The following is a 13,746-nucleotide window of genomic DNA, read 5'->3' on the forward strand; positions in this document are numbered from 1 at the left end:
CCGGAGGGGGGAAAGGTGGCGCTGCGAAGCAGCGACGGATTGGGGGAACCACGTGGCAATCAAGCCTCGGCCTGATCAGTCGCGCCAGTCACAGAAGATGTGTGCATAGCGTAACCCACTGCGTGGGGCGAGGAACCCGGCGCTTGTCCGTTTGCATCGGTGCCTGAAAACATGCAGACATGGCGCCCGACGCGAGCGGTGCCAGGGGAATCAGCATGGTGGCGGTAGAGACAGTGCAGCGGGCATCGGGGCGCGGCATTTGGGGCTGGATGTTCTTCGACTGGGCGGCGCAGCCTTTCTTCACCGTCGTCACGACCTTCATCTTCGGACCCTATTTTGTCTCGCGCATGGCGAGCGATCCGACTGCCGGGCAGGCCGCGTGGGGTTACGGCATTGCCGCCGCGGGCCTGGTCATCGCGGTGCTGTCGCCGGTGCTCGGCTCGATCGCCGACCAGACCGGACCGCGCAAGCCGTGGATCGCTTTTTTCGCGGCCATCAAGATCGCCAGCCTCACGCTTTTGTGGTTCGCGGCGCCGGGCTCCAACCTTTTCCTGGTCGTGCTCTTGTTCTCGCTGGCTTCGGTGGCGGCCGAATTCTCCACCGTGTTCAACGATTCCATGATGCCGCGGCTGGTGCCGAAGGAAGAGATCGGCCGGATCTCCAACATGGCTTGGGGCCTTGGCTATCTCGGCGGCATGATCGCGCTGATCTTCGTGGTGCTGTTCCTGGCCGGCAATCTCGAGACCGGCAAGACGCTCATCGGCCTTGATCCGTTGTTCGGACTCGATCCGAAACTCGGCGAGGACGCGCGCTTCACCGGGCCGATGTCGGCCGGCTGGTATTTCCTGTTCATCCTGCCGATGTTTTTATTCACGCCGGACGCCACCAAGGGGATCCCGATCGGCCCGGCGGTGCGCGAGGGCCTGTCCGAGCTGAAGTCCACCCTGGTGGAAGTGCGCCAGCGCAGCGGCATCCTGCGCTTTCTCTTGGCCCGCATGATCTATCAGGACGGCGTCAATGCGCTGCTGGCGCTCGGCGGCACGTTCGCGGCCGGGATGTTTCAATGGTCGATCACCGAGATCGGCCTGTTCGGCATCATTCTCAACATCGTCGCCATCTTCGGCTGCTGGATCGCGGCGCGGCTCGATACAGCGCTGGGCTCGAAGCATGTGGTGATGATCGCGCTGGTGATGCTGTCGGTCGCCACCATCGGCGTCGTCTCCACCGGACCGGGCTTCACGCTGCTCGGCCTGATCCCGCTGCCGACCGCCGATTCCGGCGGCCTGTTCGGCACAGCGGCCGAGAAAGCCTATATCCTCTACGGCCTGCTGATCGGGCTCGCCTTCGGGCCGGTGCAAGCCTCGTCGCGGTCCTACATGGCGCGCAGCGTGACCGCCGCCGAGTCCGGCCGCTATTTCGGCATCTATGCGTTGGCTGGTCGGGCGACGAGCTTCCTGGCGCCGTTCATGGTGGCGAGCATCACCACCATCAGCGATTCGCCCCGGCTCGGCATGGCGGCGATCATCCTGTTCCTCGGCATCGGCATGGCGATCCTGGCGGGGACACCCTATCCGGCGGATAAGCCGAAGAGGTAGCGCGACTTTTCCTTCTCCCCTTGTGGGAGAAGGTGGATCGGCGCGGAGCGCCGAGACGGATGAGGGGTGCTCCAGCTTGGCGAACATGCCCGTCGAAAGCTGCAATCGCCCACGCCTCATCCCCTGGAGCACCCCTCATCCGTCGCCTTCGGCGACACCTTCTCCCACAAGGGGAGAAGGAAGAGGCGCTAATGCCTAAAATGCCTTACGCCGGTGAACACCATGGCGATGCCGTGCGCGTCGGCGGCGGCGATGACGTCCTCGTCGCGCATCGAGCCACCGGGCTGGATGACTGCCGTGGCGCCGGCTTCGATTGCCGACAAGAGGCCGTCGGCGAAGGGGAAGAAGGCGTCCGAGGCGACGACCGAGCCTTTGGTCAGCGGCTCGGCGAGGCCGGCCGCTTCGGCAGCGTCGAGCGCCTTACGGGCGGCGATGCGCGAGGAATCGACGCGGCTCATCTGGCCGGCGCCGATGCCGACGGTCGCGCCGTCCCTGGCATAGACGATGGCGTTGGACTTGACATGCTTGGCGACGCGGAAGGCGAATTTGAGGTCGGCCATCTCAGCCGGCGTCGGCGCGCGCTTCGTCACCACCTTGAGCTCGAGATCGTCGACGACCGCATTGTCGCGGCCTTGCACCAGCAGTCCGCCGGCGACGGATTTCACCGTCGTGCCGGCGGCGCGGGGATCGGGCAGGCCGCCGGTGACCAGCAGGCGCAAATTCTTCTTCGCCGCGACGATGGCGGCGGCCTCGTCGGTGGCGTCGGGCGCGATGATGACCTCGGTGAAGGTCTTGACGATCTCTTCCGCCGCCTCGGCGTCAAGGATGCGGTTGATGGCGACGATGCCGCCGAAGGCCGAGACCGGATCGCAGGCCAACGCCTTGGCGTAGGCCGCCTTGAGCGATGAGCCTTCGGCAACACCGCAGGGGTTGGCATGCTTGATGATGGCGACCGCCGCCGAGCGCGCCGGATCGAACTCGCCGACCAACTCGAAAGCGGCGTCGGTGTCGTTGATGTTGTTGTAGGAGAGCTGCTTGCCTTGCAACTGCTTTGCCGTTGCCACGCCCGGCCGCTTGTCTCCCGACAGGTAGAAGCCTGCGCCCTGATGCGGGTTCTCGCCATAGCGCATCACCTGGTCGAGCCGGCCGCCGAACGCGCGCCATGTCGGGTGCTCGATCTCCAGCGCCTCGGCGAACCATCCGGAGATCGCAGCGTCATAGGTGGCGGTGCGGGCAAAGGCCTTGGCCGCCAGCATCTTGCGGAAATCGAGCGACAGCGAGCCCAGATTCATCTCCAGCGCGTTGACGACGGAAGCATAGTCGGCCGGGTCGGTGACGATGGCGACGTAGGCGTGGTTCTTGGCCGAGGCGCGGATCATCGCCGGCCCGCCGATGTCGATGTTCTCGACGATCGAGGCATAGCCGGCGCCGGAGCGGCGGACGTCCTCGAACGGATAGAGATTGCAGACGACGAGATCGATCGGCTCGATGTTGTGGTCGTGCATCGCCTTGGCATGCTCGGCGTCGTCGCGGATGCCGAGCAGAGCGCCATGCACCGACGGATGCAAGGTCTTCACCCGCCCATCCATGATCTCGGGAAAGCCGGTGAGCTCGGAGACGTCGCGGACTGCCAGGCCCGCCCCGGCGAGGGCCTTTGCCGTGCCGCCGGTCGAGACCAGCTCGACGCCGGCGGCGGCGAGCGCCTTGGCGAAATCGACCAGGCCTGTCTTGTCGAAGAGGGAAAGCAGCGCGCGGCGCACCGGAACGAGGTCAGGCGGCGGAATGTTTTTTGTGGGCACGGCCATGGCGGGCGGCCTTTCAGAGCTGTTGGCAGGTACGTTGGCCGGCCCTAGCATATGAGCCCCGGAAATCAAGTGAGTCCGGGATCAGGCGCGCAGCCGTTTGCCAGCCAGCCTCAGTTGTTTTCGGAATAGCCGGAAATAACGGTGCGGGTCAGCTGCCAGTGGACCTCGGCAATTTCCGAGGCCTTGAAGGCGAGCACGATCTGCCGGCTGCGGCGCGGGCCGCCCAATCCGGCGAAGTAGATCGATTCCTCGACCTCCGGCACCACTTCGGCGCAGGTGAAGACCCAGCTGTCGCCCTGCGCGCCGGCGAGCGTCAGGCGGCCGTGGTCGTCCTGCAGCAGGCTGATGTCGGGGTGGATGTGGAAGCGCACCGTGACGAAGTCGCGGCCGTTGTTGCGGATCGCGGCATTGCCCGGGCGCAGGAAACGATCGCGACCGGCAAGCACGTTGCCGTTGCTGGTCAGCTTCAACTCGCGCTCATGCAGGAAGCCGAACTGCTGGACATAGCCGTCATGGCGGGCGACGAAGCCTTGCATGCCCTTCTGGTCGAGGCGCTTGCAGGGCACATGCTGCGGGCCGCCGATCAGCGGCGATCCCAACAGGTCGCTGACGCGCAGCGAGTGGCTGAAGCGCGCCGACGAGGTGTCGTTGAGCGTCGCGGTCGAATGCGCGGCGGTGGCGCGCGCCAGCGGCCGGAATTCCGGGGCGCCATAAGTGTCGATGCCGGCATTGACAATGAAGTGCTGGCGCCCGGAGGAGAGCTCGAAGGCGAGGCAGCCGGCATGTGCTGCGTTGGAGACGTCGACCGGCGGCGGCAGGCCGGTGTCGGCGATCACCGTCACGCCGCCCATCGACAGGCGCTCGTAGCCGGAATGCGGCGCGTGCAGCAGCGGCGCGCCCACCGTGTCGTCATGGCGCATGATGGTGGCGATGCGGTCGTGGATGGTGGCGCCCATGCCGTTGAAGCGGGCAAGGCTGCCGTCCTGATGGCGAAAGAAACGCAGCGCCGGCAACATCCGGTCGATGGCGCCGATCAAGGCCGACGGCGGCGCCTCGGCCTGGTTGGCATAGGTCTGGCGCAACGGCAGAAGATCGGCCAGCAGCTCGAGCACCGCCATCGGCTTGCGCGAGATATGGCCGCCATCGGGCAGGATCTGATGCTCGAGCTCCTCGGCCAGGTTGCGTGTCGCGGCACGCAGCGCCGAGGCCGGCGCCGGCAGGGACAGCGCGGCGAAGGCGAGCGCGATGCGGGCGCGCAGCCTGGCCTCGCCATCGGGCATCTCGCGCACCATCGAGCGGAGATAGCGGATCTGCACGGCGAGCGATTTCAGGAACGCGCGATAGAAAGGGAATTCGGCGCCCTGCAGCACCACCGAGGAGTGCTGCAGCCAGGCGATCACCCGCTTGGCCGTCGTTCCCGGCTCCCAGGCGATGCCGGAGATCTGGTTGCCATGCATGGCGATCCAGTCGGTCACCAGGGCTCTCGCGTTGGCGGCGGCGAGCTCGGTGCCGGTGGCGCGCATGTGGCGCAGCCAGCGGAAGCCATGCAACGATTTCTGCCAGCCGCGATTGGGCACGTCGAGCTGAAAAGGCGACTTGCCGCCGGTCTCGACCAAATGGCCGGACAGCGGGTAGCGGCCGTAATAGATCTCCAGCGCGATCTGCGGATCGGCAAGCCGCAGATCCGGCGGGGCGATCAGGACGCGTTCGGGCGTGCGGCCGGAATAGCGCCAGCGATAGATCGGCCCGGCGCGGAGGCGCCGACGCGTTTTGCGCCAGAACTCCCTCGCGACAAGCGTCCAAAGACGCGTCGTGCTGCCGGCAACAAGTGCCAATAGCCCTCCTGATGTCCCCATAACCCAAGCACAAGCTTATGCGATTCAAGAACTTATGCGAAGGCGGATTTCGCCGAAGTGAACCGCTTCACGCCGCCTTGCCCGTGCCGTCGCTAAAAAAGTCAGCAAATTTTATGAGATAACGTCTCAATCGGCCCGTCTCATCCGCGCGGCAAAGAAGCCGTCCAGGCCTGAAATCCCGGGCGTTTCCAGCGCGAGGTCGGCCGGCGTGGTGCGCAACATACCCTCCAGGGTCAGAAACGGATCGACGCCAGCAAATTCGCCGGGCCGGATCGGGTCGGCGACCACACTGAAGGTCTCGGCGAGGAAATCGCGATAAAGCTCCTCGCCTTCGATCGGGTCGAGCGAGCAGTTGGAAAAGACGATCCGGCCGCCGGGCCTGACGAGGGTAGCGGCATGGGCAAGCAGCCGGCCCTGGAGGTCGGCGAGCTTTTCGACGTCGGCCATGGTCTTCGTCCATGGCACGTCGGGGTGGCGGCGCACCGTGCCGGTCGAGGAGCAGGGCGCATCGAGCAGCACGGCGTCGAACAATTGTGCCGGCCGGTAATCTAGGAGGTCGGTCTGTACGAGCTCGGCGGTCAGGCCAAGGCGCTCGAGATTCTGACTGAGCCGCGCCAGCCGGTTCTTCGAGGTGTCGATCGCGGTCACCTCGGCGCCGGCCAGGATAAGCTGCGCCGTCTTGCCGCCGGGCGCGGCGCACAGGTCGGCGACGCGCTGGCCTCTGATGTCGCCGAACAGGCGTGCCGGCAGGCTTGCCGCCGCATCCTGCACCCACCAGGCGCCATCGGCGAAACCGGGGAGGTCGATGACATTGGCAGCAAGCTTCTCGACGCGCACGGTGCCGGTCGGCAGCACGATGCCGCCGAGACGCTCGGCCCAGAGCGCCGGATCGGCCTTGACGGTGAAATCGACAGGCGCCTCGTGGCGATGGGCGGCAAGGATGGCTCGCGCCTTGTCGGCTCCGTAAGCAGCGGTCAGCCGCTCGGAGAACCATTGGGGCGCCTCGCTGGTGGCGGCAAGCGCCGGGGCAAGCTCAGCCTCCTTGGCGCGCGCCAGCGAACGCAGCACGCCGTTGACGAGGCCGGAGAAACGCAGCGTTCGCGGATCGGACTTGGCGTGGGTGACGGCAAGGTCGACCGCGGCGCTGTCGGGAACATCGAGAAACAGGATCTGCGCGGCGGCGACATTGAGGATATGCGAGAGCGCCGTGGCATTGGCCGGCAGCGGCTTTTCCAGGCGCTTGGACAGCAGCCCGGCAATGGTCATGCGGTGGCGCAGCGCCGTGACCAGGATGGCGCGCACCAGCGCCCGGTCGCGGCCGTCCAGCGCCTTGTATTGCGGATGGCCGTGCTCGTTATCGGTCAACCCGTCGAGCGGCGTGCGGGCATCGATGACGGCGGCAAGCAGCCGCGCCGCCGCCTTGCGTGCGGCAAGGCCGGCGACGTTCTCGTCACCAGCCCTGTGTTGCGGATTGCCTAACTGTCCGCGCCTCGGCGGCGTCACGACCAGGGACCCTTCGACCGGACATTGCGCGGTCCGGTCGGGTTGCGGCCCCAGGGATTGGGCTTTGGCGGCGCCGGCTCAGCCTCCGCTGGCGGCGGGTCCGCCGGCTTGCCCCATGGCCCCGCCGACGGCTCCTCGGGCTGAATGGGTGGCGGAGAAGCCCGGCGCCGGGCGACCGGCGATGCGCCACCCATCGCGCGCGCCATCTCCTGCAGCGCGGCTATGCGGTTCTCGGTGCTCGGGTGGGTCGAGAACAGATTGTCCATGCGCTCGCCATGCAGAGGATTGATGATGAAAAGATGCGCCATCGCCGGATTGCGCTCGGCATCCTCATTGGGGATCCGTTCGGCGCCGCGAGCGATCTTGTTGAGCGCCGAAGCCAGCCACAACGGGTTGCCGCAGATCTCGGCGCCGCGCCGGTCGGCTTCGTATTCGCGGGTGCGGCTCACCGCCATCTGCACGATCATCGCGGCGAGTGGCGCAACGATCATCGCTACAAGCACGCCGATAAAGCCGAACGGATTGTTGTTCTCGCGGCTGCCGCCGAAGAAAAAGGCGAAATTGCCGAGCATCGAGATGGCGCCGGCGAGCGTCGCCACGATCGTCATGGTCAGCGTATCGCGATGCTGCACATGGGCAAGCTCATGCGCCATCACCGCCGCGACCTCTTCATGGGAGAGCCGCTCGAGCAGGCCGGTGGACGCCGCAACGGCAGCATTTTCCGGATTGCGGCCGGTGGCGAAGGCGTTGGGCTGCGGGTTGTCGATCAGATATGTCTTCGGCATCGGCAGGCCGGCCTGCTTGGCCAGCGCCTGCACGATCGCGTAATATTCGGGCGCGTTCTTCGCGTCGACCTCGACGGCGCGGTTCATCGACAGCACCATCTTGTCGGCGTTCCAATAGCTGAACAAATTGGTGCCGGCGGCGATCAGAAGCGCGATGACCATGCCGCCCGAGCCGCCGATCAGATAACCGACGCCCATGAACAGCGCCGTCATCGCGGCGAGAAGTATGGCGGTGCGAAGCGTGTTCATCGTTTCATCCGTCTGGTCTGATGGCGGAGGAGGTGGCGAATAGGGGTCGATCCTTCTGTCGTCATGGCTATATGATGGGAAACGGTCGCTCCCGTTTCAATCGGCAAGGACTTATCGCATGATCGAAGAGCCAGGCAAAACCGAAGCTGCGGACGCCAGCGAAAGGCCGCAAAAGACGCTGACGCCGGAAGCACAGCGGGCGCTGGCTGAAGCCGAGGCCAGGCGCAAGCTCTACCGAGAAGCGGAAGCGGCGATCCCGAAGGAAATCGGCGGCCGCGGCGGCAAGGAGCCTGGCCGCTACGGCGACTGGGAGGTGAAAGGCCTCGCCAGCGACTTCTGACGAGAACCGGTTCCCGAGCGCGGAAATCTTGACCGGGCGGATAGTGGTCACGCAGATTGCATGCGTAGGCGCGGAATCAGCCACACCTTGGCGATTGGCCGAAGCCTCCGTGACGTCGTCATCCACGGGCGGAGCGACGCGAAGCGGAGCGCAGACCCGAGGATCCATTCCGTGACCTTGGCCGAGGAACGCAGCGAAGCAGAATTCCGCGCCGTGGCAACGCCTCGACGTCACGGAATGGATTCTATGGTCTGCGCGCGTCGCTTCGCTCCTTGCTCCGCCATAGAATGACGATCGCGATGGGCGTTCGGCCAATCGAAACGAACGGTGAAAATCTCGCCTGCTGACAGCCTGCAATCCGTCAAAGTCCCTGTACGAGCTACTAGGCCGCAGCCCGTGTCGGCGACAACGCGATAAAACCGGTATCGTCGACCACAATGCCGATTTCGTCATAGGAACGGATTGTCGGGTGCGGCGTGACCAGCGGGTGGACATGCGTGGTGCTGATCACCACCACCGACGCGCCGGAGGCCTCGCCTGCCGCGATGCCCGCCGGCGCATCCTCGAAGACCAGGCAGTCGCGCGCCTCGACGCCGAGACGGCTTGCCGCCAGCAGGAAGCAGTCCGGCGCCGGCTTGCCATGAGTGACATCTTCCGCCGTGACCATCATGGCGGGAACCGGAATACCGGCCGCCTCGATGCGCAGCAGCGCCAGTTCGCGCGGCGCCGAGGTGACGATCGCCCAGCGCTCCGGCGGCAGCGATTGCAGAAACGCGATGGCACCAGGAATCGGGACGATGCCTTCGAGGTCCTCCGCCTCGGCCTTGAGCAGCGCATCGGCTTCGGCGACGGCGTCGACGCCCGGCAGCTTCAGTCCCGCGATCGTCTCGATCGCGCGCTTGCCATGGATCGTGGGCAGGAAGCTCGCCACGTCGAGGCCGTGACGCTCCGCCCATTTTGCCCACACCCGTTCCGCCGCGGCGATCGAGTTGAGCACCGTGCCGTCCATGTCGAACAGGAAGGCAGCGAATTTTGAGCCTGCAAACATCGAATGTCCTGGAGAATCGTTTTCGGGAGGGGCGAAACGCAAAGCCCAGTTTAGACCGGCCGGCACCGCCTGAGAAGGCGAGAGGCCCACCATTTCATCCCGGCACGGGAACAAGCTCCGGCTCGCGGCGTTGAACGGGCAGTCTTTCCAAAATCATCAAGGGGGGCATGCGATGCTGATCCGGCTCGGCTATGAAATCGCCATCGAATGCGCGGCCGTGACGCCGATCATCTCGCTTCTCGACATCCATCCGGACCGCCATGCCGACATCAAGCGGCAGACGCGGGTTCTGACCTCGCCCTCGGTGCCGACCCGGACCTATCGCGACCGCCACGGCAATATCTGCCGTCGTTTCACGGCGCCGGCAGGCAACTTCCGCATCCTCTATGACGCGGCGGTCGAGGACAGCGGCGAGACCGACGAGGTGAACACGCTGGCGCACGAAACGCCGGTCGCGGAACTGCCGGACGATGTGCTGGTCTATCTGCTCGGCAGCCGCTATTGCGAGACCGACCATCTCAGCGACGCCGCCTGGCAGCTTTTCGGCCAGCTGCCGCCCGGCTGGGCACGCGTCCAGGCGATCGTCGATTACGTCAACAGCCGGCTTTCCTTCGGCTACGGCTATGCGCGCGCCACACGCACGGCGGCCCAGGCGCATGAGGAGCGTGTCGGGGTGTGCCGCGATTTCGCGCATCTGGCGATCGCGCTTTGCCGATGCATGAACATTCCGGCGCGCTACGTGAACGGCTATCTCGGCGATATCGGCGTGCCGGCCGACCCGGCGCCGATGGATTTCTCGGCCTGGATGGAAGTCTACCTCGACGGCAAATGGTACACGTTCGATCCGCGCCACAACCGGCCCCGCATCGGCCGCGTCGTCATCGCGCGCGGCCGCGACGCCACCGACGTGCCGCTGCTGCACAGTTTCGGCCCGCACCGGCTCACCCTGTTCAAGGTCTGGACCTACGAGCAGGAAGGCAACCGCTTCAATCCCCCGCATCACGGCGTCGATCGGACGGCCAGCGCGCAGATGCTGGGGTAGGTTCTGTCGATATTCAGGTGAGGCCGGCCTGCGAAGGACGGCCTCCTGCGCTTCCGGTGCTCACGTACTTTAAGCACGCTCCGCTCCGGTTCTCGGAAGCCGCCCTTCTCGACTCGGCTGACCCGAATCTCAACAGACCCTGCGCTGCGCCATGTTTCACCGGAGCCGCTGACCCGCTTCGGCACAGTTCGATTGTGCCGAAGAGAGAACGACCGCGACAGTCTTCAAGACTATGGTAAGCGCTTCATGAAGGTCGCGTTTCCAAGGCATTTTCGTTTACTTCCGGTTCACCTTCAGATTTGCCGAAAGTCAGCAAAAACAACGGATTAACCTCTTGTTAATCGCCTTACGGCGGCTTCTGGCCGAAATCCTGCAACGCCTCTGCCGAGCGGCACGGTGCCGCGGACAGTGGAGGCGGAAGGGATGCGGCAGTTCAGAGGTGTCGTTCGTGGGGTGGACGGCTTTGCCCGCAACCGCGAAGGCAATTTCGCGGTACTGTTCGGAGCTGCCGCATCGGTCCTCGCGCTGGGTGTGGGATTCGCCGTCAATATCTCGCAACTCTACAATGCGAGGTCGAGCCTGCAGGGCGTCGTCGACGCCGCCGTGACCTCGACGGCCCGCGATCTCACCCTCGGCGTCATCACGGAAACCGATGCCAACAAAACGGTGCAGGCGTTTCTCGACGCCAACAGCACGGCCGGCATCCTGCAGGCCAACCAGATCGTGCTCGACAGGCTTACGGTCAACAGGACGGCCAACACCGTACAGGCGGATGCGCATGTCGATGTCGGCCTCTATTTTCCGCTGTTCAGCACCAGCACCATGCGCCGCGTGACCGCCTCGACCTCGGCGCTCTATTCCGACAAGACCGTCGAGGTGGCGATGATGCTCGACGTCACCGGTTCGATGAGGCCCGACTGGCGCACCAAGACCAACAAGATCGGCGACCTGCAGGCAGCCGCATCACAGACGGTAAAGGATCTCCTGGATCAAAACCGGGATCCCAACGATCCCCGGATTCGGGTATCGATCATACCCTACGCCGAAGCCGTCAACACCGCCGGCCTGGCCGATACCGTCTTCGTCGAGACCGAGACGGGGCCGAAAGTGCCGCCGCCGATCGATGCTCCGGTTGCGGTTTCCGCTACGGTCTCCGATCATTGCGCAACCGAGCGCAAGGACAAGGACGGCTACGCCGATTATTCATCGGACGGGCCCTACACGCAACGCCGGGACAACCAGGGCAAGATCTATCTGGCCAAAGTCAACCGCGACTACCGCATGACGCTATGCCCTACGGCTGCGCTGGTTCCGCTGACTGCCGATGAGGACAAGCTGCTGACGGCGATCGATCATTTTCAGGCTGGGGGCGTGACCGCAGGCGGCATTGCCGCGCAATGGGGCTACTACATGCTCTCGCCATCCTGGCGCACGGCAATCTCGAGCGCCCGCCTGGGTGCCGGCCCCGCCAACTTCGATCGGAACAGGGTGGCCAAGATCGCCATTCTGATGACGGACGGCCAGTTCAACACCGCCTTTGTCGGCGGACGCGGCGCGTCGCGGTCGCAGGATCAAGGTCAAAAGTCGCGCGCCAATGCCGAAAACATTTGCGATAACATGAAACGCGACGGCATCGAGATATTCACCATCGGCTTCGATCTCAACGACCCGGCTATGTCCGCGACCGAACGCGATCAGGCCAAGTCGCTGTTGAAGGACTGCGCGACTGACGACACCTCGCCGCTCAAGCATTATTACGAGGCCGCCAACGGCGCCGAACTGAAACAGGCCTTCGGCGAAATCAGCCGCAATATCGAAAAGCTTACAATCAGCCGCTGACCTGCAGCGCCGACCTCAAAAGGAAAAGGCCGCCGCTTCTTGACGAAGCCGGCGGCCTTCCGTGTTTCCGTCCATGACGCGGCTTCCGGCGGCAACCCCATCGGGCTACCTGCCGCGCGTCTCGCGCCTTAACGGGAAGACTGCTTCCCGAAAGTGCAATCCGCTGAGCTCACGTTATGGAAAACGAAATCACTCGACATCGGATCACCTCCTTTCAGTTCGTTGAACACACACAGATGATGGGGTGCGTCGCGGCAAATGGCAAGGTGCCGCAACGGAATGGCAGGCGGGAAATCCCTGCCCGCGGTGTTTTTGGGCAACAGATCGGGATTGCGCTACGCAGGCCAGTTGGATGACAGTGGCGCCCGGGAGGGCCCGCATTCGACGCATCGGGAGGTGAGAATGGACGCCGCCGACAAAGCCGCGCGGATCGCACGAACGGTCGTCGAGACGCTGAAACCGGGTTTCGCGGTCAAGCTCTGGACCGGCGAGCGCATCGGTCCCGCCGGCGGTCCCGTGCTCACCATCAACGACCAGGATATCGTCTGGCAATTGCTGCGCCGGCCGCGCTTCTCGACGCTGGTCGAGATGTGGATTTCCAAGACCATCGACATCGAAGACGGCACGCTGTTCGATTTCTACGCGCTGCCTTCGCAAGGCAAGCTCAAGACGAAGCTCAGATCGCTGCCGAAGCTGGCGATTTTGCGCGACCTGCCGGCGGTGCTTTTCTCGCGCAAACAAATGACGGCGCGCAGCGATCTTTCCGGCCGCAACCCTTATGTCAGCGGGTCGAACAAGGAGGCGATCCAGCACCATTACGACATTTCGAACGCCTTCTATCGGCTCTTCCTCGACGAGCGCATGGTCTATAGCTGCGGCTATTTCAGGGATTTCGCCAACGGCATCGACCAGGCGCAGATCGACAAGCTCGACCATATCTGCCGCAAGCTCAGGCTGAAGCCGGGCGAAACGTTGCTCGACATCGGCTGCGGCTGGGGCGCGATGCTGATCCATGCAGCGAAGCATTACGGCGTCGTCGGCCACGGCGTCTCGCTGTCGCAGGCCCAGACCGAGCTTGCCCGCGAGCGCATTCGCGCCGAGGGGCTGCAGGACCGCATCACCATCGAGATAAAGTCCTATGCCGAGCTCTCCGGCAGCTTCGACAAGATCTCGTCGATCGGCATGTTCGAGCATTTAGGGATCGCCAACCACGCTGCCTATTTCTCGACTGTCCATCGCCTGCTGAAACCCGGCGGCATCTATCTGCACCACGCCATCACCCGGCGCAGCAAGGGCGACCTGAAGAAGACCCTGCGCAAGGGGCCGGAATACAAGGCCCTGATCAAATACATCTTTCCCGGCGGCGAGCTCGACACGATCGGCATGACGCTCGGCAATCTCGAGGCGCACGGCTTCCTGGTCTATGACGTGGAAAACCTGCGCGAGCATTATGCGCAAACCTGCCGCCTGTGGGCGGAGCGCCTCAGTGCACGCTTCGACGAGGCGGTCGCCGAGGTCGGCGAGCCCAAGGCGCGGCTGTGGCTGCTCTATCTGACGGGTTGCTCGATCACCTTCGAGCGCGCCTCGGCGCAGATTTTCCAGACCGTCGCCACCAGGCGCGCCCGCGGCCCGAGCGGCCTGCCGCCGACACGGGCGGATTTGTACCGGTAGACCCGACCCGCCT

At 64.9% G+C, this 13,746-nt stretch carries 10 protein-coding genes; 5 read left to right on the plus strand and 5 right to left on the minus strand.

From position 1 onward, the window contains the following. Positions 1 to 215 precede the first annotated feature (215 nt). The gene (locus LB552_RS17225) at positions 216 to 1,595 is read left to right on the plus strand and encodes an MFS transporter (RefSeq protein ID WP_224608600.1); all 1,380 of its coding nucleotides are present in this window, start codon (positions 216 to 218) and stop codon (positions 1,593 to 1,595) included. Between the two features lie 188 nt (positions 1,596 to 1,783). On the opposite strand, the gene purH is transcribed toward LB552_RS17225, so the two are convergent. From purH to htpX, 4 genes are all read right to left on the minus strand, one after another. Further along, entirely contained in the window at positions 1,784 to 3,400 is a 1,617-nt protein-coding gene (gene purH, locus LB552_RS17230) for a bifunctional phosphoribosylaminoimidazolecarboxamide formyltransferase/IMP cyclohydrolase (protein WP_224608603.1), read from the minus strand. A gap of 110 nt (positions 3,401 to 3,510) precedes the next feature. Continuing rightward, positions 3,511 to 5,256, minus strand: a complete 1,746-nt coding sequence (locus LB552_RS17235; protein ID WP_411966195.1) for a heparinase II/III family protein — start codon at positions 5,254 to 5,256, stop codon at positions 3,511 to 3,513. 126 nt (positions 5,257 to 5,382) lie between these two features. Beyond that, positions 5,383 to 6,759: an RsmB/NOP family class I SAM-dependent RNA methyltransferase gene (locus LB552_RS17240; protein WP_411966198.1), complete on the minus strand. Its 1,377-nt coding sequence runs from the start codon at positions 6,757 to 6,759 to the stop codon at positions 5,383 to 5,385. Then, complete coding sequence (htpX, locus tag LB552_RS17245) at positions 6,756 to 7,793, minus strand: zinc metalloprotease HtpX (protein ID WP_224608608.1); 1,038 nt, start codon at positions 7,791 to 7,793, stop codon at positions 6,756 to 6,758. Before htpX ends, LB552_RS17240 begins: the two co-directional genes overlap by 4 nt. Before the next feature lie 118 nt (positions 7,794 to 7,911). On the opposite strand from htpX, the gene LB552_RS17250 reads away from it, so the two are divergent. Beyond that, positions 7,912 to 8,133 carry a DUF1674 domain-containing protein gene (locus tag LB552_RS17250; protein WP_224602057.1) on the plus strand — a complete coding sequence of 74 codons (222 nt, stop codon included), beginning with the start codon at positions 7,912 to 7,914 and terminating at the stop codon, positions 8,131 to 8,133. 382 nt (positions 8,134 to 8,515) lie between these two features. Here LB552_RS17250 and LB552_RS17255 read toward each other — a convergent pair whose 3' ends face one another. Further along, on the minus strand, positions 8,516 to 9,181 hold the full coding sequence (locus tag LB552_RS17255) for an HAD-IA family hydrolase (protein ID WP_224608611.1): 666 nt from the start codon (positions 9,179 to 9,181) through the stop codon (positions 8,516 to 8,518). A gap of 172 nt (positions 9,182 to 9,353) precedes the next feature. On the opposite strand from LB552_RS17255, the gene LB552_RS17260 reads away from it, so the two are divergent. From LB552_RS17260 to LB552_RS17270, 3 genes are all read left to right on the plus strand, one after another. Further along, entirely contained in the window at positions 9,354 to 10,223 is an 870-nt protein-coding gene (locus LB552_RS17260) for a transglutaminase-like domain-containing protein (RefSeq protein ID WP_224608614.1), read from the plus strand. Between the two features lie 423 nt (positions 10,224 to 10,646). Beyond that, positions 10,647 to 12,062 (plus strand): pilus assembly protein, encoded by a 1,416-nt coding sequence (locus tag LB552_RS17265; protein ID WP_224608616.1) that lies wholly within the window; start codon positions 10,647 to 10,649, stop codon positions 12,060 to 12,062. Between the two features lie 402 nt (positions 12,063 to 12,464). Further along, on the plus strand, positions 12,465 to 13,733 hold the full coding sequence (locus tag LB552_RS17270) for an SAM-dependent methyltransferase (RefSeq protein ID WP_224547325.1): 1,269 nt from the start codon (positions 12,465 to 12,467) through the stop codon (positions 13,731 to 13,733). The last annotated feature ends 13 nt before the right edge of the window (positions 13,734 to 13,746 follow it).

The organism is Mesorhizobium sp. CA7 (assembly GCF_020165015.1).
In the GTDB taxonomy this organism is placed as follows: domain Bacteria; phylum Pseudomonadota; class Alphaproteobacteria; order Rhizobiales; family Rhizobiaceae; genus Mesorhizobium.

What these genes read in the sequence shown, in the direction of transcription:
- LB552_RS17270 (WP_224547325.1), top strand. Translation starts at nt 12,465, where the DNA reads ATGGACGCCGCCGACAAAGCCGCGCGGATCGCACGAACGGTCGTCGAG.
- LB552_RS17260 (WP_224608614.1), top strand. Translation starts at nt 9,354, where the DNA reads ATGCTGATCCGGCTCGGCTATGAAATCGCCATCGAATGCGCGGCCGTG.
- purH (WP_224608603.1), bottom strand. Translation starts at nt 3,400, where the DNA reads ATGGCCGTGCCCACAAAAAACATTCCGCCGCCTGACCTCGTTCCGGTG.
- LB552_RS17235 (WP_411966195.1), bottom strand. Translation starts at nt 5,256, where the DNA reads ATGGGGACATCAGGAGGGCTATTGGCACTTGTTGCCGGCAGCACGACG.
- LB552_RS17250 (WP_224602057.1), top strand. Translation starts at nt 7,912, where the DNA reads ATGATCGAAGAGCCAGGCAAAACCGAAGCTGCGGACGCCAGCGAAAGG.
- LB552_RS17255 (WP_224608611.1), bottom strand. Translation starts at nt 9,181, where the DNA reads ATGTTTGCAGGCTCAAAATTCGCTGCCTTCCTGTTCGACATGGACGGC.
- LB552_RS17225 (WP_224608600.1), top strand. Translation starts at nt 216, where the DNA reads ATGGTGGCGGTAGAGACAGTGCAGCGGGCATCGGGGCGCGGCATTTGG.
- htpX (WP_224608608.1), bottom strand. Translation starts at nt 7,793, where the DNA reads ATGAACACGCTTCGCACCGCCATACTTCTCGCCGCGATGACGGCGCTG.
- LB552_RS17265 (WP_224608616.1), top strand. Translation starts at nt 10,647, where the DNA reads ATGCGGCAGTTCAGAGGTGTCGTTCGTGGGGTGGACGGCTTTGCCCGC.